The following is a 19,714-nucleotide window of genomic DNA, read 5'->3' on the forward strand; positions in this document are numbered from 1 at the left end:
GATCTACTGATCTCGCAACCCCGTCGGGACGCCCCGCCCCGTCGGCCGCCCGGGCGGGGGGGCCGGGGGGGCGGCGGGTCAGGGGGTCACAGGCAGACGTGGCCGATGACCTGGGGTTGTTCGGCCGGGTTGGTCGGGTCGATGAACGTGACCACGTGGACGCAGAGGTGGTCGATGGGCGGGGTGGTCTGGGGGTAGACGCGCAGTGCCTGCCAGGTGCCGCCCGCGGCGACCCACTGGGACTCGGTCGGGTTGCCGCTGACCACGCCGCCGGAGAAGATCGTGATGTCGATGAACACGAAGCGGCGGTCGGTACAGTCGATCTTCCACTCGACCTCTCTGTTCGGCGGGTCGACACGGAGGACGGTGGCCACGCAACCGGTGGTCAGGGCGGTCGTCGGCCGAGGTGCCGCCGACGCGGGCGCCGCGACCAGGGTCAGGGCGGCGGCCGCGAGCAGGGCGGTGACGGCTCGGGCGAGGCGGTGCGGTTTTCGCACGGGGACTCCAGGTTCCTCGAGGGGTTCGGACCTCCTGAGGGTGCCGAGCGCGGCTCGGGGAGACCTACCGCCGTCCGGGCGCGTCGACCGTCACAGGCTTGTTCACTTGCCAGGTGAAGTCGTTGGCGGGTAGAGGAAATCCGTCCCTCCACTATGGATCGGACAGGGTTACCGAAGGGCTTGACGGGCCGTCGGGAGCAACGTGGTGGGACGAACGGGGTAAGGGGCGGATTCCGGCCGAACCGGCCGGAACCGGTCACCCGAGCGGGAACCGGGCCGGTGTGCGGTCGTCTCGGGACCGGAGCACGGCGGGCAGGCACATCACCGCCGCGGCCGCCCACGGGAGCGTGGCCGGGAGCACGTCCAGCAGCACGCCGCCCAGTGCAGCGCCGCCCGCCACCGCGCCGTTCCACGCCGCGATGGTCAGCGACTGCGCGCCGTCGGCGGTGGGACCGGCGACCAGCGCGGTGACGGCCTGGAACGCCGTGGGCGCGCCGCCGAACGCCAGACCCCACACCGCCGCGGCCGCCAGCAGCGTCGGCACGTCTCCCCCGGCCACGCCCAGCAGCAGCATCCCGGCGGCGGCGAACACCGCGCACAGCGCGGGCACCAGCCGGGGTCGCCGGTCCAGCAGCACGCCGACCAGCAGGATCCCGACCACCGCGGCGCAGCCGAACACCAGCAGGGTCGTGCCGAGCAGGGCCGCGCGGCCGACCCGGGCCAGCACCGGACCGAGGTAGGTGTAGAGGGTGTTGTGCGCCAACGAGAACAGGAGCACCACCGGCAGGACCCGGCGCAGGCCCGGTACGGCCAGTGCCGCCCGGACCCCCCCCCCCCCGGGCGCGCGGTCGGTGTCCGGGCGGAGCGGGGGCACCGCCGCGACGACGGCGGCGAACAGCGGCACGGCGACCGCGCCCATCACGACGAACGCCCAGCGCCACCCGACGAGCTCGCCCAGCGCGGTGCCGGCGGGCACGCCCACCGCGAAGCCGATCGGGGTGCCGGCCATCGTGATCGCGAGCGCCCGGCCGGCCGAACCCGGTGGCGCGACGCGCATCGCGTACACCGCGACCAGCGACCACATCACGCCGGTGATCGCGCCGGACAGGATTCGCGCACCCAGGACCAGCGCGTACCACGGTGAGGCGGCGATGACGAGGTTGGTCACGGCGAACCCGGCGACCAGGGCGAGCAGCACCGCCCGACGCGGCAGGCGGGCGGTCAGGGCGGTCAGCGGGACGGCGGTGACGGCCGTGCTGAGGGCGTAACCGGTGACCAGCTGGCCGGTGGTCGCGGGCGGCACGCCGAGGTCGGCCGACATGCCCAGCAGCAGCCCGGCGGGCAACACCTCGGTGAGGCACCCGAGAAGCACCACGACGGCCAGCACGAGCAGCGTGCGCAACGGCAGGGCGGACAAGGGTTTCTCCTCCGGACCAGGGACGGCCCCCGCGGTCGCCACCCGACCGCACGGGCGCGGGATCCCGTTGCGGGACGAGGAGGTGCGGCGGCGTCGGGAGACGGCGCGCCGCCGCACCCGCGGGTCAGCCCTTCGCGAGCTGGCGGTCGAGCCAGGTGCGCAGGGCGGCCTCGCCCGGGAAGCCGACGGTGCGCGAGCCGGTCAGCTCGGCGGCGTTGCGCACCGGCACCAGGGTCGGGATGTACTGGATGCGGTACTGGGTGGACAGGGCGCGGCTGGTGTCCACGTCGACCTCGCCCAGCACGAACCTGCCGCCGTACTCGCCCGCGAGCTTCTCGATGACCGGCTTCATCTGCCGGCACGGCCCGCACCAGGTGGCGCCGAAGTCCAGCACCACGAGCTTCGTCTTGGAGGTTTCCATGACCTCGGCGTAGTTCGCCGACGTCACCTGGACGACGTTCTCGGCCGCGGTGGTCGGGCTCTCGGCCAGCGCGACCGGCGCGCCACCCACGAGCGCGCCGGCGGCGACCACGACCGCGGCGATGACGACGCGCAGCCGGTTTCCGATGGTGGACATGCGTGTTCTCCTCGGGTGCAGGGTGCAGGGTGCAGGGTGTGGCGGCGGAAAGCGGTCAGCCCGCGCTGGAGGTCGGCAGCCCGGCGGCCACCCAGTCCTCGATGCCCTCGCGGTACTCGCGCACCTTGGCGTATCCCAGCTCCACGAGCCGGTTGCCCACGAACCCGCTGTTGCGGCACGGGGTGTTCGCGCAGTACACGACGATGTCGGCGGTGGTGTCCGGGAGCACCGAGGGCGCGTGCCGGTCGGTGGACGCCGCCGCGTCCTCGTAGGGGAACCCGGGGATGTTCACCGCGCCCGGCAGGTGTTCCTTCTCGTAATAGGCCACCGGCATGGTGTCCACGACGACCAGGGTTCCCGCGTCGATGCCCGTGCGCAGTTCGTCCCGCGTGATCAGCGGCAGCATGGCTGGTTTTCCTCTCCGACCCGTCCGGCGCGATTGTGCGGCGCTGCACCGAGTTTGTCCGCCGCGCACACCCGCGCCCACTGCCGACCGGCTATGCCACGCCCTTATCCCGATTTCCCGAGTCGAGCCACCGGCGGTAGACGGGGTTCGCCCGCGCCAGTTCCCGGTACGCGTCGACGGCCGCCGCGTGCAGGTCCGCGAACCGGCCGGCGTCGGGGTGGTCGTGCCGCCACAACAGGATGTGCTGCACGGTCATCGGGGTGCCGAGCAGCGGCCGCACCACCAGGCCGGGCGCCTCCGGTGTCGTCGGCTGCACCAGGCACACCCCGTGACCGGCCTCGACCAGCCGGAACCGCAGGGTGTCCACGTCGTGCGCGATGCGCGGGGTGAAACCGTGCGTCAGGCACATCTCGCGGAACACGACGCGGCACCCGTCGCCGCAACTGGCGACGATCCACCGGTCCTCGGCCAGGTCGGCGAGGTCGACGGCGTCGACGCCCGCCAACCGGTGGTCGGCGGGCAGCGCGACGAACGCGGGTTCGGTGACGATCGGCGAGGCGCGCACGTCGTCGGGCACGGCCAGCGTGCGCGGGCCGCAGATCAGCACCAACGCCAGGTCCACGCACCACCCGGTCACCTGCGCGACCAACCGGGTGTGCGACAGGTCCGCCCGGGTGGTCAGCTCGCGGCCGGGCAGGATCGCGGGCACGCGGTCGAACAGGTCCGGCGCGAGCGCGGAGTCGTTCCACCCCACCCGCACGTCGCCCTGCGCCCGGCGACCCCGCCGGAAGTCCCGGTCCAGCTCGTCGAACGCCGGGATGATCGCCTCGGCCCTGGTCAGCACGAGTTCGCCCACCGGCGTCGGCCGCACGCCCCTGGCGTCGCGGACGAACATCCGGTCGCCGACGAGCTGCTCGATGCGGCGCAACTGGTGGCTCAGCGCCGGTTGGCCCAGCCGCAGCTCACCCGCCGCCCGGTTGAGACTGCCCGCGCGGGCGATGGCCAGGAGCACGCGCAGGTGTCGTACCTGGAGTTCCATTCGGCTCATTAGGCGCGCCCGGTCGCGCGTTGTCACCGTCGTACCCCGTCCGCGCGCCGACCGTGCGCCGTCCGGCCGCACCACCGGACACCGGGCGGCGTCGCGGTCCCGCCGCCGGCATAAGGCGACGGCATGACTGTTCGACAGTAGTGGCACCCGGCGCCCCTCTCCATTCTGGTCCAACGATCACGCTCTTCCCCTGCGACAAATGAATCCTGGAGCCGACGGTGTTGCTGACGACCCCGCTCACCGAGCACTGCGTGGCACCCCTGCGAAGCGCCCGCCACGTGTGCGTCGGAGTGAGTCCGTTCAACGGTTATTTCACGGTGGACCGCATTACCGCGCTGGCGCGCTGGGCGTCGCGCGAATTCGACGGCTTCCACTTCTTCGTCCCGGACCGGGCGGCCGCGTTCACGTTGGAGGCATTGGGTTACGACCCCGACAAGGCCCGGCACAAAGCCCGCCGCCAGGGCCAGTACGTGGTGAACAAGGTGTGCCGGGCGCTGCTGGACCTGGACGTGCCGCAGCCGCGCCGGCACGTGCTCGACGGCGAGGCGCTGGACGCGAACGGCTGGTACCAACGGCTTCTGGCGCACGGACGTCGGTTGTTCGACGGCGACGCGCGGTTCGCCGCGCACTGCCTGGGCGCGACGCGGTGGGTGCTCGACCGCAGGCTGCCCGACGGGCAGGAGCCGACCGAGGCCCAGTTGCGCTGCGCGGTGCGCTACTTCCTGGCCGAGCTGCCGATGTTCGTCGACACCCCGAACGTGGTCGGCGTGGACAGCTCGGTGTTCGCCTACCACCAGCGGGTCCCGTTCCTGGAACGCCTCTACGCGCGGGAACTGCCGTGGTGGCCCCAGGCGCGCCAGGGATTCGTGCTGCTGGACGACGTCCGGGTGGACGGGGACCGGGTGGACGCGCCGTGAGCGCAGACGTGGTGGACCACGAGGACTTCGCGCTGCGCCGGCTGCCCGACTCGGCGCGCTGCTCGTGGATCTCGGTGGCGGTGCAGCGGTTCGGCCAGGTGTCGTCGTTCCACCAGTTCCTGCTCGGCGCGGTGCTGGGGTTCGGCATGGGGTTTCGCGACGCGGTCCTGGCGATCACCGTCGGGTCGGTGATGCTGGAGGTCGTCACGGTGCTGATGGGCGTGGCCGGGATGCGGGAAGGCCTGTCCACGTCGGTGCTCGCGCGCTGGGCCGGGTTCGGCGGACGCGGGTCGGCGGTGGTCGGGCTGCTGGTGACGGTGAGCCTCGCCGGGTGGTTCGGCGTGCAGAACGACGTGTTCGCGCACGGGTTGCACGCGCTGCTGGGCGGTCCGCCGGTGTGGGTGTGGGCGGTCGTCGGCGGCGTCGCCGTGACGGTGGTCGTGGTGGCGGGCTTCCACACCATGGCGTGGACGGCCTACCTGACGGTGCCCGCGTTCCTGCTGCTCGCCGGGTTCGCGATCAGCGCCGAACTGCGCCGGCACGACCTGGCCGAGCTGCTATCCTCGCCACCGCCGGGACCGCCGCTGTCCCTCGCGCAGGGCACGACCCTGGTGGCGGGCGCGTTCATCATGGGCGCGGTGATGACGCCGGACATGACGCGGTTCAACCGCCGGGTCGGCGACGTGGTGAAGCAAACCCTGATCAGCGTCACCCTCGGCGAGTACCTGATCGGGCTGACCGGCGTGCTGCTCGCGCACGCGGCGCGCAGCGCGGACGTCGTCGCGGTGATCACCTCCACCTCGGGCGTGCTCGGCACGCTGGTGCTGGTGACCGCGATCCTGAAGATCAACGACTGGAACCTGTACTCGGCCTCCCTCGGTCTGGTCAACGCGGTGCACGTGCTGACGGGCCGCCGGTTGCGGCGCAGGTCGGCGACGTTGGCGCTGGGCGCGGTCGGCACCGCCCTGTCCGCCTGGGGGATCCTGGACCACTTCACCGCGTTCCTGACGTGGATCGGGGTGGTGACACCGCCGGTCGCGGGCATCGTGATCGCCGAGTACTTCGTGGTGCGCACCTGGCGGGCCCGGCTGGACTCCTCGCGCGCGGTGGGCGAACTGCCCGAGGACCCGCCGGACTGGGTGCCGGCGTCGCTGCTGTGCTGGGCGGCGGGCACCGCGGTCGGGATCTGGCTGCCGGTGGGCATCCCGACGATCAACTCCGTGGTGGCCGCGTTCGGGTTGTACGCTCTGCTCGGCAGGACCGCCGGCATCGGGCGGCCCCGGGTCGACACCCACGGGTAGAGGCGGCCACGGCATGGAGCTCGACGTCCACCACCTGCGCCTGGTGCGCGCGATCGGCGACACCGGCAGCCTGTCCGAGGCGGCCGTCGTGCTCGGCATCACGCAGCCCGCGGTCAGCGGCAAGCTCCAGCGGCTCGAACACGCGCTGGGCCAACGACTGTTCGACCGCGGACCCGCCGCCGTCACGCCCACCCCGACCGGTGAGCTGCTGCTGGCCCGGATCAGCGCCGTGCTGCCGCTGATGGAGGGCCTGGTGCGGGAGATCGAACGGCGGTCGCCCGCCGGGCCGGAGCGGCTGCGGGTCGGCGGGATGTGCTCGCCGATCCTGAGCCGGTTGCCCGCGATCGTGGACGCGCTGCTGCCGTCCGGTCCCGGCTCGGCGCTGTTCGACAGCGGCGACCGGGACCTGGTGGTGGACCTGGTGGCGCAGCGGCGGTTGGACGTGGGCGTGGTGAAGGACTACCCGGGATTCGAGGCGGCACTGCCACCGTCGGTGGCCTCGGCGGTGATCGTCGCGCGCGACCCGACGATGGTGATGCTGCCCGAGGGTCACCGGTTGGCGCACCGCGACGTGATCGGGCTGGACGACCTGGCCGACGAGGAGTGGGTGCTGCCGGGCCCGGACTCGTCGCGGTTCTACGAGTACTTCCACGCCACGTGCCGGAAGGTCGACTTCACGCCGCGGGTGCGGCACCTGTCCGACTCGGCCGCGACGGCGGTGCTCGCGGTGCGCGGCGGCGCGGTCGGGTTGTCGCAGGCGGCGTGCGAGGGTCATCCCCGGGTCGCCGTGCGGCTGCTGGCCGACGACCTGCTGCCGCGCCGGTTCGTGCTGCTGTGGCGGCACGACGGCGTGGTGGCCGGGCACGCCCGCCGGCTGGTGGCCGACGCGACGTCGGCCTACTGGGCGGAGTGCCTGGCCTCGCCGGTGTACTCGCGCTACCTGTGACCCCGGGACGCCCGCGCGCCCCGGGGTCGGCCGGTCAGCGGTACTGGGCGGGCGGCAAGGTGCGGCCGTGCACCCAGGCGTCGTAGAAGCCGGTGAGGTCCCGGTCGGCGACGGCGGCGGTGTAGAGCTCCCAGTCGTGCCACCCCTGGTTCCAGTTGTCGTTGACCTCCGGGAAACCGCGCAGCACGGCGAAGAACCGGTCGTCGCCGAGCAGCTTGCGCAGCGCGTGCACCATCAGCACGCCCTTGTCGGTGACCGCGAACTCGTTGCCGCGCCCGGGATCGGCGAGCACCCGACCCCAGAACGCCGGATCGTCGCCCGCGCACCGCATGGCGTCCTGGTAGCGCCGGTCGACCGGCACGCCGCCGCGCTCCTCGTCCCACAGCCACACCAGGTAGCGGGCGAACGACTCGACCATCGGCTGGTCCCGCCACAGCTTGATCGACAACCGGTTCCCCCACCACTGCGCGGCGATCGCGTGCGCCAGCGCCTGCTGGTCGGCGTCCGCGCCCAGCACCGGACGACCCTGCGCCGGATGGTCCTGGCCGAGCCGGTCCGCCAGGTACACGCCACCGGTCGTCGGATACGGGAACGGACCGAGGCGGTCGGCCATCGCCGTGACCACGCCCGGCAGCGCGGCGGCGAGCGCCGTGGAGGCGCCCGGCGCGAACGCGTCGACCACCGGTGTCCCGGACGGGAGGGTGGACTCGCGCACGGTGAGCCGGTCGATCGCGATCATGGTGGCGCCCGGCGCGATCGGGGTGTTCTCGGCCCACTTCACCGTCGTGGACTGTCCGGTGTGGACGGACGTGCGGACGCCGTTGGCCACCGCGGTCCAGCCGGCGGGCACGGTGGCCGTGACGTGCAGGGTGGCCTTGTCCGCGGTGGTCTCGTCGACCGGGAACCAGGTGGACGCCGGGTGCGGCGCGCCGGCCGCGAACGCTCCCCCGGTGCGGGAGGTGCGCCAACCGGTGAGACCGCGCGGGGTCTGCTCCGGCGTCGGGCGGCCGCGGTAGGCGACCTCGACGGTGAACTCCTTGCCGGCGGGCAGGATCGTGGCCGGGGTGATCACCAGTTCGTGCTCGCCGGCGCGGCTGAACGCGGCCGGGACGCCGTCGACCGCGACCCGCCACACCGACAGCCCGCGCAGGTCGAGGTCGAAGCGGCTCAGGCGTTGCGTGGTCACTGCGGACACCGTGGTGCGGGCGTCGATCAGCCGGGTCAGCGGGTTGTAGGTGAGCGCGACGTCGTAGTCGGTGACGTCGTAGCCGCCGTTGCCGTCCTTCGGGTAGTAGGGGTCGACGCCGACCACCGTGCCGTCGGGCGCGACGTGCACGTAGCCGTCGGAGCCGATCGTGTCGTCCTGGGCGACGGCGGTGGACGGGCACAGGGTCAGGCCGCACAGCAGCAGGGTGGCCGACGAGCCGAGTCGTCGGAGGCGCACAGCCATGGGGTGGAACCTCTCGGTCGGGGATTTCGGCCAGTCTCGGCCGCGCGCCCGCCCCCGCCCACTGCCGTTCGGCTATGCCTCCGGGTAATGGCCGATTCCGTTGGGGCAGCGAGGATCTAGCATGGTGCGATGGGGGATTCGCGGTTACGGGTGGGGCGGCGCGGGTTCCGGGCCACGTGCCTGGTGGCCGGTCTGGTGTGCGCGGTGTTCGTGGCGGGCACGACCTGGTCGACCCTCTCCCCCGACTACCCCTGGGATCAGGGCGAACTGGTCGCCGACCTGGTGATCGTCGCGGTGAGCGGCGTGGTGTCGGTCGTCGCCGGGCGGTACGCGCGCCGGCTCGGCGGTGACGGTGACGTCGCGCGGTGGTTGCCGCCCGAAACCGGTGGACCCGTCGACCCCGGGCCGCCGCGCCGGGCGATGCGCGTCGGGTTGCGCTGGTCCGCGCTGTGGCTCGTGGTGTGGACCTGCGTGGCGGTGCTGGGCGGCGTGGCGGTGGCGGCGAAGAACCGGGAGGCCCGGTGGCTGCTCGACCACGGCGCGCGCGACCCCGGGGTGGTCGTGGCGGTGCACAAGCCCTCCAAGCGTCCGGTGACCGTCGACGTGCGGTACGGGTCGAGCGTGGTCACCGTGCGCCGGACCACGCGGCGCGAGTACGCGGTGGGCGATCGGGTGGAGGTCTACCACGACCCCGCCGACCCGTCCCGCTTCCGCACCGCCGACGAGCCCAACCCCGACCGGGTGCTGGAGGCCGTCGGCTTCGTCTCGGTGTTCCTCGGGTGGCTCGGCCTGACCGTCCAGGCGGTCGCGGTCGCGCGGTGGGGCCTGCGGTTCCGCGCGGTGTCCCGGACGGGCTGGCGGCACGCCCGGGCGCGCTACACCGTCGAGCCCGGGAAGGCCCGGTTCGTGGTGCGGTTCGCGGACGGCGGCGAACTGCGCGCGTCGGGGTGGGTGATGTCGCGGATGCACGACTCCGGCTGGACGCCGGTGCTGGTCGGCGGCACGGGCGGTCGCATGGTGATCCAGCTCGAGGACGGGCGCGCGGCACGGGTCGCGGCCCGCGCCCCGCGCAGCCTGCCCTGACCGGTTCCCACCCCGGCGTCAGGTGCCGTTCCACCCGCTCGGCGACACGGCGCTGCCGGGGGTGCAGGTCGCGGACGTGGTTCGGATCCGCGACGGCGGGCGCCCGGCCCGGTGTCCGGTCGCCGGGTCGCGCCGGGCCGTGGGATAGGTGATCGGCACCGACGCGAAGCGCGGTCCCGGGGAGGGAGGGTGGCGGCACGACATCCCCACGCCGACAGGAGGGCACCATGTCCACGTCCACCGATCCCGCCGTCCGACGGGCGCCGCTGCCCGTGCTGGTGTCCGCCTGGGCCGTACCCGTGTTCGTCGTCGGCCAGTTCGCGATGATCGCCGTCGTGCCGGTGGCGGTCGTGCTGATCGGGACCCTGCGCACCGGGCGGCTGCGCGCGTTGCGCGGCTGGGCCGTGCTCCTGACCACCGCCTACGCGCTCCCGCTCGCCCTGTGGGCCATCGGTCCCGACCGCGCGCCGAGCCTCTCCAAGGACATGCACCCGGCCCTCGCCGCGCTCGTCGCCGCCGCCGGTCTCGCCTACGTGGCCGCAGACTTCGTCCGCCTCCGCCGCTCGCGTCCGGCAGCCTGAGGTGGTCGTCCGAGCACTGACCGGAGGTACCGTGTCGCAACCCCTCACCCCGGCCGAGGTGGCCCGCTGGGCCGCCCACGCGGGTTTGCCGTTGTCCCCCGACCGGCACGACGCGGTGGCCGCCGTCGCCGCGCGCCTGCACTCCGTCGTCGCCGTGCTGCGCGAACTCGACTTCGGCGACACCACCCCGGAGGACGTCGATGCTTCCCTGTGAGCTGACCCTGGTGGCGGCGTCGGACGCGGTGCGGCGGCGGGAGTTGTCGCCGGTCGAGCTGGTGGAGTCGGTGCTGGCGCGGGTGGCCTCCGTCGCACCGCTCAACGCCTACGTCACCGTGACGGCGGAACGGGCGCTCGCGGCGGCGCGGCGGGCCGAGCAGGAGATCGTCGCCGGGCGGTGGCGCGGTCCGCTGCACGGGATTCCGATGGCGCTCAAGGACCTGATCGACGTCGCCGGGTTGCCGACGACGGCCAGTTCGCGGGTGCGGGCCGACCACGTGGCCGAGGTCGACAGCACGGTGGCGGCGCGGTTGGCGGCGGCGGGCGCGGTGCTGGTCGGGAAAACCCACACGCACGAGTTCGCCTGCGGCCTGATCACCCCGCAAACCGCCAACGCCCGTCGGGCCGACCGGATCGCGGGCGGGTCGAGCGGCGGATCGGCGGTCGCGGTGGCGGCCGGCGCCGCGACGTTCGCCCTGGGCACGGACACCGGCGGCTCGATCCGGGTGCCGGCCGCGCTCAACGGCGTCGTCGGCCTCAAACCGACCTACGACCTCGTGCCGCGCGACGGCGTCGTGCCGCTGTCCTGGTCGCTGGACCACGTCGGCCCGCTCACCCGCACCGTCGCCGACGCCGCGCTGGTGTTGCCGGTGCTGACCGGGCAGGAACTGTCCACTGTGGACCGGAAGATCACCGGGTTGCGGGTGGGGGTGCCGCGCGACCACTACTTCGACCAGGTCGACCCCGAGGTGGAGGGCGCCGTGCGGATGGCGATCGCGCTGCTGGAGTCGCTCGGCGCGCGGCTGGTCGACGTGGACATCCCGATGACCCGCTACTTCCGCCCGATCCACTGGGGGCTGATGGTCCCGGAGGCCACCGCGTACCACGAGCGGACGTTGCTCGGCGCGCCCGAGCTGTACTCGCCGGAGGTGCGGGTGCTGCTGGAGGTGGGCGCACTGGTGTCGGCCGCCGACTACCTGCGGGCACGCCGGGCCCGCACCCTCCTGCGCCGGGAGTGGTTGTGCCTGATGGAAACGGTGGACGTCCTCGTCGCGCCGACGACACCGATCACCGCGACACCGATCGGGCACACCGACGTGACCTGGCCGGACGATTTCGCCGAAACCGTGTCCGAGGCCCACGCCCGACTGTCGACCCCGGCCGACATCACGGGCGTACCGGCCCTGACCGTACCGATCGGCCGCGACCACGCAGGCCTCCCCATCGGCCTACAACTCATGGGCCGCCCGCTCGAGGAGGACCTGCTACTACGCCTGGGCCAAGCCTGCGAACTGGAACTCCCCCCACCCCACCCCTGACCCCACTCCCACTCCACCGCACCTCCACCTACCCCGCCCCGCAGCGCCGCCGCCCCGCCCAGCCCCGCAGCGCCGCTCCGCCTCACCCCGCCCAGCCCCGCCGCGGCCCGCAGCACCGCTGCCCGGCTTCGCCCAACCCCACCTTGTTCAGCCCCACCCTGCCCAGCCGCACCCTGCCGCGCTACCGCCTCACCCCGCCCCGCCCCGCCCCGCCTCACCCCGCCTCACCCCGCTCCGCTCCGCCTCACCCCGCCCCGCTCCGCTCTGCCAAGCCCCGCCACAACCCAGCCGCACCCTGCCCCGCAGCGCCCGATCTGCTTTGCCCAGCCCCAACCACACCCAGCCCCACCACACCCAGCCGAGCCGCACCCTGCCCGCCACCGCCCTGCCCCTGCCCTTCGCGGCGGTGCATGTTCCCTGCCTTAACTCACCCCTTGCCCTACCCCGCGCTGCCCAGCCCCGCCTTACCTCCTACCCCGCCGCGCCCCCACCTTGCCGCGCCATACCCAGTCCGCTTTGCTCCGCCGTGCCCCAAGCCGCCGCGCCCCGCCTTACCTCCAGCCCCACAGCACCCTCGCCCCAGCCCACCCCCCCGTCGTGCCCCGCCCCGCCCTGCCGTGCCCCGTCGTGCCCCGCCCTGCCCTGCCCGCCCCGCGCTGCCATGTCGTGCCTCGCCTGCCCCACCTCTGCCATGTCGCGCAACGTCCGCTGCCTCGCCCTGGCGCCCACCGGTCGGCCCGGCCATGGCTATCGTTCAACAATCCGACGATCCAACAATCTGCGTCCAGGCTTGCCCGAATCGCCCCAACTGCTGTCGGGCAACCGGCTTATTGTTCAACAATCGAGCGATCCGACAATTCAACGATCACCCCACGCGTGGCTGCGGACAGGCGATCGAGGGGATTGTTGAACGATGGGGCGACCGTATTGTTCAACAATACTCTGGTTGAACGATTCAACCTTTATGGCCACACCTGTGCCCGCGCCAACAAGGCCGCGATGGTGGGAAGGCAGGGCCGCAGGCCGCCATGGACGTCACGGAGTGGGCGGGCGCGATTTGGCGCTTCGGGTGAGCTAGGCCGTGTGGGGTGTCCAGGGGACTGTGGGGGCGCTTCGGCGGCGGTTTTGGGTGAGCCGGGCCGGTGTGGGTGTCCTGCTTGCGCGAAATCTGGCACTTGGACGCAGTGCGGTGGGTCGGGCCGGACAGGGCACCGCCGGAGTGAAAGCCCAGGCCTGGCCAGGTGCGAGCGCGTCTGGGGGCGGTCGCGGAGGTGGGGCTCAGCGGCCCGTGGAGCCGTCGATCAGTTCGCGGAGGATGTCGGCGTGGCCGGCGTGTCGGCCGGTCTCCTCGATCATGTGGACCAGTGCCCACCGCGTCGACGGCCGTCCGCGCCGGGCCACCGGCTCGGTGAGGTCGACGCACGCGTCGAGGACCGCGTTCGCCCGGTCGATCGCGTCGCGGTAGTCGGCGAGCAGCGAGCCGACCGTCTCGTCCGGCCGGGGCCGGAACGTGGCGGGCCAGTCGTCCACCTCCTCACCGAGGAACGTGAACCGCTCCACGTGCGCGAGGTGGCGGACGAGGCCGAGCAGCGAGGTACCCGACGGCACGACGGCCGTCCGGACCAGGGGCTCGGGCACCCCCTCCACCTTCGCGACGACCGCAGCGCGCAGGTGGTCGAGGAACCCGCGCAGCACGTCCACCTCCGCGGGTCCGGTGCGCGGTGGCGGGGTGTCCCGCCGACGGCGGGTGCGGGGCGACGGCATGACGGGTCCTCCTCGGCGCGGCAACGCGCACCAGAGTCGCGCCCGCGACCCGACCTCGCACCTCTTCTGGCGGTTTCGGCAAAACCGGGCAGAATCACCCCGTCAGTCCACAATGGACCCCAAGGGGCTCACTCCCGCCCGTCGGCCACGTCCGCCAACCCGGCCCGGTCGAGCAGGTCCAGGCGCTGACCGTCCGGCGAGCGCTTGACCAAACCCTTGCGCTCCAAGTGCCCCATGGTCTTGCGGAGCCGCTCGGTCGCGAGCGATCCCTTGCCCTTGGCCGCGAACTCGGTCTTCTGCTCGGGCGCCAACGTCGGCGCGACCGTCTTCTTCCACTCGGTCAGCAACGCCGACCGCGGCACGGAGGTGGCGGCGCCGGCCACGTCCAGGATGATCCCGGCCAACACCCGCCCGAGGTCGTCCTGCCGCTCCGCGTGCCGCCGCACCAGGTCCTCGACCGAGGTGCGCCCCTCGTCGGTGTCCGGCACGTCCAACTCGCCGAGCCGCGCCCACAACGCCTCGTCGGCGGGGGTCGGCTCGTAGCCCGCGGCCAGCACGGCGGACCGGTGGGCGTCGACGGCCGCACCCAGCGCGAGCACCAGGTCCGTCAACTCGTCCCGCACGTCGTCCCCGCGCAACCGCCGCGCCGCCTGCGCGATCTGCCGGTGGTGCTCCCGCAGCAACGTCTCGAAGTGCGCGGTCTTCGAAGCCTTGGTGGCGTCCTCCGCCGCGTCGCGCTGGTACTCCGCCTGCGTGATCTCCCCGGCCGCGGCCCGGGCCCGAGCGGTCGCCCGCTCCGCCGTCCGGTGCGTCCGCGCCACCGCGATCCGATCGAGCATGGCCCGCAACACCCGATCGGTCTGCTCGACGTGGCTGTCGGCCGCCAACAGCCGCCAGGCCTCGGCGTCCCGACCCCGCAACGCCGCGTTGATGTAGTGGTACGCGGCCGAGTCGTCGTCGCGCCCGTAGGGCAGTGTCATGTGTGTCGATCCTCGGTAGTGGGTGTGCGGACCCCCGTGGGGACGACAGGGCCGGGTGCACAGCGTGCCCGGCCAGACTCGCACACCCGCTCCCGGGGTGCCGCGACGACGCGACGCGCCCGGGTGCTAGGGCCGACCGCGGCCACACCGCTCACCCCTCCTCCAACTCCTCCTTGACCGCCTTGAGGAAGGCCACCGCCTCGCGGCCGTTCACCAGGCGGTGGTCGTAGACCAGGGACAGGTTCACCACCCGGCGCGCCACCACGTCGCCCGCGTCGTCCAGGACCAACTCGTGCGCCACGCCCGCCAGGCACACCACGCACGCGTGGCCCGGGAAGACGATCGGGGCGGCGAGGAGGACGTCCTGGTCGGTGTGCAGGGACACCATGATGTTGGCGCCCGTCAGGTCCGCCGGGTCGAACGCGTCGGACGCGGCGCGTTCGCGGAACGTCATCAGGGTGTCGGCGACGACGGGTGGGGCGAGGGTGTCGGCCGCGCGCACCACCGGGACGAACAGGCCGGTTCCCACGTCCACCGTCACACCCACGTCCGACGACGACGCCAGGCGGGCCGTGCGGTCGTCCAGGCGGGTGGCGAAGAACAGCGGGAAGTCGGCGCGCCTCGCCGCCACGGCGGTGATCAGCAGTTCCGGCAGGCCCACCAGGACCTTCGTCTCCCTGGTCAGGGTGCGGGCCCGGCGCAGGGCCGCGTCGACGTGCACCTTCACCACCGCCAGCGCGGCCGGGACCTCGTGGTGGGTGGCGGTCACCACGGCGGCCACGGCGCGTTGGGAGCGGGACAGGGTCACCACGTCCGTCGACGCCAGCGCCTCGACGTCCGCCGCCTTCACCACCTTGCGGCCCAGGGCGCGCAGGCTTTCCCACGGCACGCCCAGCCGCTCCGCCGCCTCCCGGGCCGAGTTGGTGATCACGACGTCCTCGGTCGGCTCCGCGACCGGCGTCCGGGTGGCCAGGAACGCCTGCCGCTCCTCCTCCGTGGCGAACAGGCGGGCGATCACGTCGCCGAACCGGCACTCGGCGAGCAGCGGGATCTCGCGGTGCAGCACGCCGGAGTGCTCGACCTCCAGGTCGGTCGCGGCCTTGGAGGTTTCGACCACGGCCACCGGGTCGCCCGCCCGCACCGCGCAGCCGTCCTCGACCAGCCACTCCACCAGGGTGTAGCAGTCGTCGTTGTTGTTCAGCTTGGGCACCACCAGCTCAGGCACCGGTCACCAACTCCTTCACGGCCCGCTGGACGTCGGCCGCCTGCACCAGCACCCGGCGCTCCAGGTGCGGCGCGGTCGGCACGATCGCGGCGGCCGAGTGCACCAGTCGGACGGGCGCGGCGAGCGAGCCCCACATGGTGGCGTGCAGGCGGTGCGCGACCTCGGCGCCCCAGGTGCCGCCCGCGGTGCCCTCCTCGACCACGCAGACGAACCGGGCCCGCGGCACGGGCGCGGTGAACGGGTACAGCCTCGACGGCACGAGCACCAGGCAGGTGATCTCGTCCTCCATCAGCAGCGACCGGGCGGCGGCCAGCGCGCGGGCCGCCACGCCGCCGGGCGCGACCAGGACGCAGTCGTACTCGTCCGGGTCGTCGACGAACACCCGCGCCGTGCCGTCGGGCAGCACGTCGTAGCGCAGCACGTCGTCCACCACGCCGTCGCGGAACATCCGCTGCGCGTAGAGCACCTTGTCCTCGAACAGCACCGACGGCTCGCCGGTCGCGAGCGCCTCCGCGAGCACCTCGGCGTTGTCCCGGAACGGCGAGGTCTCGAACAGCGACAGGTGCGCGATGCCCACGAAGTGCTTCTGGAGGCTCTGGCTGTGCGTCGGCCCGTAGCTGCGACCGCCGCCGGTGGGGCAGCGCACGACCAGCCGCATCGGCACCCGCGTGCCGTACATCGACACCGACTTGGTGGCGAAGTTGAGGATCTGGTCGAACGCCAGCGCCACGAAGTCGCTGAACATGATCTCCACGACGGCGGTGTCGCCGGCCAGCGCCAGCCCGCCCGCCACGCCGACGATGCCGCTCTCGCTCAGCGGGGTGGACAGCACCCGGTCCGGGAACCGGGTCGACAACCCCCTGGTCACCTTGAACGCGCCGCCGTAGGGATCGGCGAGGTCCTCGCCGAGCACGTACGCCGACGGGTCGGCCTCCAACAGGCCGTGCAGCGCGGAGTTCAGGTTCTCCGCCACCCGCTCCGTGCGGGTCAGCACTCCGGTCATGCCACCTCCCAGGTGGACAGGGGACGGGCCAGCACGTCCCGGGTGATCGCCTCGACGCGGGCGCGCTGCCGCTCGTCCTCGGCCAGGAAGCGGGCGCCCAGGGCGTCCGCGACGCGCGGGAGCCAGTCGTGGCTCCCGGCGAGCGCGACGTCCTCGGCCGGCCGGGTGTCGTCGCCCTTGCTGTGCGGGCCGAGCCGGTGCGTCGTGAACTCCACGACCAGCGGCGCGCCACCCGCGCGGACCGCGCAGAACAGCGGCTCCAACTCGGCCCGCAACTCCTCCACGTCCACCAGGTCGGTGCGGTGGTGCGACACGCCGAACGCGTGTGCCCGGTCCGCGATGGTGCCCGCGAGCTGGGCAGAGGTCGGCGTCGACTGCGCGATGCCGTTGTTCTCCACCAGCACCACGACCGGCGCGCGCCACAGCGACGCCATGTTCAGCGCCTCGTACACCGAGCCCTCGCCCCACGTGCCGTCGCCGACGTGCACGGCGGCCACCGCACCCGGTTCCCGGCGGCGCAACCGCAGTGCCACGCCCACCGCGACGGGCAGGCTCTGCCCCTGCACGCCGGTGGACAGGTACCGGCCGCGCAGGATGTGCTGGCTGCCGCCCACGCCGCGGCACACCGCGCCCTCGCGGCCCATGATCTCGGCCAGCAACCCCTCCGGGTCGTCGAACCGGGCCAGGTAGTGGCCGTGGCCGCGGTGGTTGCTGAACACGTGGTCGCGCTCGCCGAGCAGGGTGCGCAGGGCGACCGGCACGTGCTCCTGGCCGAGGCACGTGTGCGTGGTGCCGTTGAGCCTGCCCTGGTCGAACAGCTCGAGCAGGTTGCGCTCGAAGTGCCGGATCAGCAGCAGCAGGGCCAGGTCCTCGTCGGCGAGGATCACGTCGTCACCCCCGCCGCCCGGGACACCTCGGCGACCAGGCCGCCGACGTCGTGCACCGCGAAGTACCGCTCCAGGTCCAGCCGCACGCCGAACCGGTCCTCCAGCGCGGTGAGCAGCCGCAGCGCGGTGTAGCTCGTCCAGTCGCCCAGGTCGGCGAACCGGACGTCCGCGCCGAGCCGGTCCGCCGGCAGGTCGGTCACCCGCCCGATCAGCTCCACGACACCGTCGTGCACGTCAGACATCGACGGGTGCTCCTCCCACGTCGAGAACAGTCCACTGCGGACTGATCCGGGGCCGCGGCACGAGCGGGAGCTCGTGCCGGTCGCCGACGGCGGTGAAGCCGACGGCGGGGTAGAACGCGGCGGCCGGGCCGTTGCGGCCGGTCGCCCGGAAGTCCGCCGCCAGCACCACCGCGCCCGCGTCCGCCGCCAGGTCCGCGACGTGCTGGAGCACGGTGTGCTCGACGCCCCGGGAGAACACCCGGCAGCTCATGACGAAGTTCTCCACGACCCACGCGCGGTCGCCCTTCGCGACCCACACCCCGCCGACGATCCCCTCCCGGCCGAACCGGTCGGACACCTCGAACACCAGCGCCAGGTGGTCCGGCGAGTCGGCCATCGCCCGGGTGCGCGCCTCGGTGTGCGGCGTGCCGGTCATGGTGAACTGGTTGGTGCGACCGCCCAGCTGCACCAGCCGGGGCAGGGCGAACTCGTCCACCTCGCGCACCGCGACCCGGATGTCCAGGCTGCGCAGGTACTCCTCGGGCGTGGCGAACGCCGACACGGCCCGTTCCCGCTGCGCCCGCGCCCGGTAGAGCGCGGTGCGCTCCCGGTCCGTCGCGGTCGTGGTGAGCACGTCGAAGTGGCCGTCCGCCAACACTTTCCGCACGTGCTCGGCCGGGTCGCCGTCCAGGTGCACCGTGCTCACCCCGGGCAGCGAGCCGCGCACCAGGCCGACCTCGAACGCGCTGTCGTCGGCGAACACGAACGCGTCCAGGCCCAGGTTGAGCTGCTCGGCGAGCCGCCGGAGGTTGAGGTCCTTCGGCTCCCAGTTCACCGCCTTGGCGGCCAAGTCCTCGTCCCGCAGGTCGAGGTCGGGGTGGGTGGCGAGCACCCGGTCCACCAGGTCGGGGTCGTTCTTGCTGCACAGCGCCAGCAGCACGCCCTGCCGGCGCAGCGCGACGGCCCGGCGCTGGAGTTCGCTGAAGCAGTTGCCGGGGTAGCCGCCGCCCACCTTGACGCCCTCCGGGCCGTCGTCGCCGACGACACCGCCCCAGAGCGTGTTGTCCAGGTCCAGCACCAGGACCTTCTTCGCCTTGCCCAGCACGGCGCGGCCGAAGTTGGCCGCCTGCCGGGCGTAGAGCAGTTCCACGGCGGGCGTCCACGCGGACGTGGCGAACCGGTAGAGCCGCTCGTCGCGCACCGGCACGGGTTCGCCCACCAGCAACGCCTCCAGGTCGAGGGCGTGCACGTGCGGGTACCGCTCGGCCAGCGCGAGCAGCTCGGAGTTCACCTCCCGCCACAGCCTGCCCAGCGCGGCGCGGGCGTCGAACGCGACCACGCCCCGGTGCTCGGCGGGCGAGAGCGGCACCGTGTGCACCAGGACCGTGCCGCCGTACCCGGCGAGCGCGCCCTCCAGCAGCGCCACCCTGGCGTGCAGGTGCCCGCCGAGCGCGTCGAGGTCCGTCGGGTCCCAGCCCTCCGGCACCAGCCAGCCGTCGTGCAGCAGGCACAGCACGACGTCCGGCGCGAACGCGGCCAGCGCGTCCGGGTCGGCCAGGTCGGCCACCAGCCGATCGAACCCGGACACCCGGATCTCGGCCGCGATCCCGTGGCGCAGCAAGGCGATCCGCAGCAGCGGCGCGACGCCGGCCGCGGTGAACGTGCCGGTGATCGCGACCTTGAGCGCGCGCGTCGCGCCCACCGCCGGTCCCGGCACCCGCTCCAGCAGCCGGCCCGCCTCCAGCAGCACCGGGATCTCCCCCGCCGCCACCAGGTCCCCGGGCAGCGCGAGGTCCGGCTCCGCGTCGGGCAGCGCCGCCGCGCGGACGCGGGCGAGCAGTTCGTGCGCTTGCATCGTTCCCCCAGTTCCCTTCGC

General features: G+C 73.5%; 20 protein-coding genes. 7 read left to right on the forward strand and 13 right to left on the reverse strand.

Features of this window, described 5'->3' with window-relative positions; all coding sequences use genetic code 11:
- Nucleotides 1–86 precede the first annotated feature (86 nt).
- The 5 genes from AB0G50_RS24615 to AB0G50_RS24635 all read right to left on the reverse strand — a co-directional run bounded on the left by AB0G50_RS24615 (nt 87) and on the right by AB0G50_RS24635 (nt 3,936).
- A complete protein-coding gene (locus AB0G50_RS24615; RefSeq protein WP_360112603.1) occupies nt 87–497 on the reverse strand; it encodes a hypothetical protein in 411 nt (136 codons plus the stop codon).
- A 256-nt stretch (nt 498–753) separates the two neighbouring features.
- Nucleotides 754–1,914, reverse strand: coding sequence for an MFS transporter (locus AB0G50_RS24620; protein ID WP_360112605.1), 1,161 nt, complete (start codon nt 1,912–1,914; stop codon nt 754–756).
- Between the two features lie 124 nt (nt 1,915–2,038).
- Nucleotides 2,039–2,491 (reverse strand): thioredoxin domain-containing protein, encoded by a 453-nt coding sequence (locus tag AB0G50_RS24625; protein ID WP_360112607.1) that lies wholly within the window; start codon nt 2,489–2,491, stop codon nt 2,039–2,041.
- A gap of 55 nt (nt 2,492–2,546) precedes the next feature.
- The gene (locus tag AB0G50_RS24630; protein ID WP_360112609.1) at nt 2,547–2,897 is read right to left on the reverse strand and encodes a rhodanese-like domain-containing protein; all 351 of its coding nucleotides are present in this window, start codon (nt 2,895–2,897) and stop codon (nt 2,547–2,549) included.
- A 91-nt stretch (nt 2,898–2,988) separates the two neighbouring features.
- Nucleotides 2,989–3,936: a LysR family transcriptional regulator gene (locus tag AB0G50_RS24635; RefSeq protein ID WP_360112611.1), complete on the reverse strand. Its 948-nt coding sequence runs from the start codon at nt 3,934–3,936 to the stop codon at nt 2,989–2,991.
- Between the two features lie 227 nt (nt 3,937–4,163).
- Here AB0G50_RS24635 and AB0G50_RS24640 point away from each other — a divergent pair, with 227 nt between their 5' ends.
- From AB0G50_RS24640 to AB0G50_RS24650, 3 genes are read left to right on the forward strand one after another with little or no spacing between them, the layout of a single operon-like run.
- Nucleotides 4,164–4,862, forward strand: a complete 699-nt coding sequence (locus AB0G50_RS24640) for a tRNA-dependent cyclodipeptide synthase (RefSeq protein ID WP_360112613.1) — start codon at nt 4,164–4,166, stop codon at nt 4,860–4,862.
- 11 nt (nt 4,863–4,873) lie between these two features.
- Nucleotides 4,874–6,163: a cytosine permease gene (locus AB0G50_RS24645; RefSeq protein WP_360112741.1), complete on the forward strand. Its 1,290-nt coding sequence runs from the start codon at nt 4,874–4,876 to the stop codon at nt 6,161–6,163.
- Nucleotides 6,164–6,176: 13 nt separating this feature from the next.
- On the forward strand, nt 6,177–7,109 hold the full coding sequence (locus AB0G50_RS24650) for a LysR family transcriptional regulator (protein ID WP_360112615.1): 933 nt from the start codon (nt 6,177–6,179) through the stop codon (nt 7,107–7,109).
- Nucleotides 7,110–7,143: 34 nt separating this feature from the next.
- Here the strand turns inward: AB0G50_RS24650 and AB0G50_RS24655 are convergent, their stop codons facing one another.
- Nucleotides 7,144–8,559: a M1 family metallopeptidase gene (locus AB0G50_RS24655; protein ID WP_360112617.1), complete on the reverse strand. Its 1,416-nt coding sequence runs from the start codon at nt 8,557–8,559 to the stop codon at nt 7,144–7,146.
- 129 nt (nt 8,560–8,688) lie between these two features.
- On the opposite strand from AB0G50_RS24655, the gene AB0G50_RS24660 reads away from it, so the two are divergent.
- The 4 genes from AB0G50_RS24660 to AB0G50_RS24675 all read left to right on the forward strand — a co-directional run bounded on the left by AB0G50_RS24660 (nt 8,689) and on the right by AB0G50_RS24675 (nt 11,758).
- Complete coding sequence (locus AB0G50_RS24660; RefSeq protein ID WP_360112619.1) at nt 8,689–9,642, forward strand: DUF3592 domain-containing protein; 954 nt, start codon at nt 8,689–8,691, stop codon at nt 9,640–9,642.
- Between the two features lie 227 nt (nt 9,643–9,869).
- Nucleotides 9,870–10,223 (forward strand): hypothetical protein, encoded by a 354-nt coding sequence (locus tag AB0G50_RS24665; protein ID WP_360112621.1) that lies wholly within the window; start codon nt 9,870–9,872, stop codon nt 10,221–10,223.
- 31 nt (nt 10,224–10,254) lie between these two features.
- Nucleotides 10,255–10,437, forward strand: a complete 183-nt coding sequence (locus tag AB0G50_RS24670) for a hypothetical protein (RefSeq protein WP_360112623.1) — start codon at nt 10,255–10,257, stop codon at nt 10,435–10,437.
- Nucleotides 10,424–11,758 (forward strand): amidase, encoded by a 1,335-nt coding sequence (locus tag AB0G50_RS24675; RefSeq protein WP_360112624.1) that lies wholly within the window; start codon nt 10,424–10,426, stop codon nt 11,756–11,758. Before AB0G50_RS24670 ends, AB0G50_RS24675 begins: the two co-directional genes overlap by 14 nt.
- 1,278 nt (nt 11,759–13,036) lie before the next feature.
- Here AB0G50_RS24675 and AB0G50_RS24680 read toward each other — a convergent pair.
- The 7 genes from AB0G50_RS24680 to AB0G50_RS24710 form a co-directional block, all read right to left on the reverse strand.
- Nucleotides 13,037–13,522, reverse strand: a complete 486-nt coding sequence (locus AB0G50_RS24680) for a DinB family protein (protein WP_360112626.1) — start codon at nt 13,520–13,522, stop codon at nt 13,037–13,039.
- 128 nt (nt 13,523–13,650) lie between these two features.
- A complete protein-coding gene (locus AB0G50_RS24685) occupies nt 13,651–14,502 on the reverse strand; it encodes a hypothetical protein (protein ID WP_360112628.1) in 852 nt (283 codons plus the stop codon).
- Between the two features lie 151 nt (nt 14,503–14,653).
- Nucleotides 14,654–15,727, reverse strand: a complete 1,074-nt coding sequence (locus tag AB0G50_RS24690; protein ID WP_360112630.1) for a 2-oxo acid dehydrogenase subunit E2 — start codon at nt 15,725–15,727, stop codon at nt 14,654–14,656.
- The gene (locus AB0G50_RS24695; RefSeq protein WP_360112632.1) at nt 15,720–16,730 is read right to left on the reverse strand and encodes a transketolase C-terminal domain-containing protein; all 1,011 of its coding nucleotides are present in this window, start codon (nt 16,728–16,730) and stop codon (nt 15,720–15,722) included. Before AB0G50_RS24695 ends, AB0G50_RS24690 begins: the two co-directional genes overlap by 8 nt.
- Entirely contained in the window at nt 16,727–17,617 is an 891-nt protein-coding gene (locus tag AB0G50_RS24700) for a thiamine pyrophosphate-dependent dehydrogenase E1 component subunit alpha (protein WP_360112634.1), read from the reverse strand. The genes AB0G50_RS24695 and AB0G50_RS24700 overlap by 4 nt, the downstream gene beginning before the upstream one ends.
- Nucleotides 17,614–17,859 carry an acyl carrier protein gene (locus tag AB0G50_RS24705; protein ID WP_360112636.1) on the reverse strand — a complete coding sequence of 82 codons (246 nt, stop codon included), beginning with the start codon at nt 17,857–17,859 and terminating at the stop codon, nt 17,614–17,616. Before AB0G50_RS24705 ends, AB0G50_RS24700 begins: the two co-directional genes overlap by 4 nt.
- Nucleotides 17,852–19,693: an HAD-IIIC family phosphatase gene (locus AB0G50_RS24710; RefSeq protein WP_360112638.1), complete on the reverse strand. Its 1,842-nt coding sequence runs from the start codon at nt 19,691–19,693 to the stop codon at nt 17,852–17,854. Before AB0G50_RS24710 ends, AB0G50_RS24705 begins: the two co-directional genes overlap by 8 nt.
- Nucleotides 19,694–19,714 lie beyond the last annotated feature (21 nt).

Source organism: Actinosynnema sp. NPDC020468, assembly GCF_040642015.1.
Taxonomy (GTDB): Bacteria; Actinomycetota; Actinomycetes; order Mycobacteriales; family Pseudonocardiaceae; genus Actinosynnema.